This is a genomic window from Bifidobacterium olomucense, assembly GCF_012932375.1.
Lineage (GTDB): Bacteria > Actinomycetota > Actinomycetes > Actinomycetales > Bifidobacteriaceae > Bifidobacterium > Bifidobacterium olomucense.
This window is the reverse complement of the sequence record NZ_JAAIIG010000037.1, coordinates 1-1,218: the sequence shown is the minus strand read 5'-3', so window position 1 is coordinate 1,218 and position 1,218 is coordinate 1. Positions and strand designations below refer to the sequence as shown.

At 67.3% G+C, this 1,218-nt stretch carries 1 protein-coding gene and 1 pseudogene; both read left to right on the top strand.

What is annotated here, in order from left to right:
* A pseudogene (locus G1C97_RS12050) lies at positions 1-198 on the top strand (hypothetical protein); the annotation flags it as partial.
* A 63-nt stretch (positions 199-261) separates the two neighbouring features.
* A partial coding sequence (locus G1C97_RS12045; RefSeq protein WP_240951148.1) for a GH25 family lysozyme occupies positions 262-1,218 on the top strand: 957 nt, incomplete at its 3' end.

Here is a 1,218-nt window from a genome sequence, read left to right as displayed (position 1 = left end):
CGCGTCCTGCTCCTGTGCGAGCTCGAACGCCAGCAGCGCGAACTCGTCGCCGGCGGGGCCACGGCGGACAACGAGACCAAGGCCCGCGCCCAGACCATCTACGACGCCTACCACCAGCTCGGCGGCAACGGCCACGGCACCCAAGTCAACAACGCCATCCAGAACATGCCGATAGCCCCGAGAAAACCACAGGTTTAGCCCTCGCCGATCCCGGCGGGGGCTATTTTCATGCCACCCAACACACAACAGGAAGGAATCGAATTGGGCGAATTCAAGAACAAAAGCAAGCCGAAACGACTGGCCTGCGCGATCGCGGCCGCCGTCGCCGCCACGGCCTTGGCGTTCGCGCCGGCGGCGGCCTACGCGGACATGCAGGGCGTGGACGTCTCCAACTGGCAGTGCGGGGCCGACATCTACGACATGCAGGCCGACTTCGTGGTCGTGGGCACCACATGGGGCACGGGACAGGTCCACAACCCGGCCAACTGCATCAGCTGGGGCGTCAACCAGGACGCGAACCGCATGCTGGCCGACGCGCAGGCGTCCGGCAAGAAGATCGGCATCTACCATTACGCCATGGGCGGCAACCCGGAGGCCGAGGCCGACTTCTTCTACCGGAACACGAGCAACTACGTGCGCCACGCCGTGCTCGCGCTGGACTGGGAGGCGGACGACAACCCCGCGTTCGGCGACTGGGACTGGGTGCGCCGGTTCATGAACCGGATGGTCGAACTGACCGGCGGCGTGTACCCGATGCTCTACACGGCCCCCATGGCCGGCACCGTTCCGCAGGACCTGCGCGACCGGTACGGGCTGTGGATCGCCCAGTACGCGAACATGGACAGCACCGGCTACCAGTCGGCACCGTGGATGATCGGCGCTTACGGCGAGGCCATGCGCCAGTATTCCGGCAACGGCGTCGTCAACACATGGAGCCCGATCGACCTGAACCTGTTCAGGGGCGAGGGCTGGCAGTGGGACCTGTACGCCGATCCGTCATCGGGAGCCGCGCCGTCCGCCCCCGCGACGACGCCGTCCGCCCCGGCCAGCACGCCGGCCTCCCAGTCCGGCGGCATCAGCCACACCATGCAATGGGGCGAGACCATCTGGGGGCTCGCCGTCCAGTACGACGCATGGCCCCTGAGCGCATGGCATACGCCGTCCGGCGACATCAACCGGTACTGGGTGGGCGACGTGGTCACCTACAACGGCGGGGGA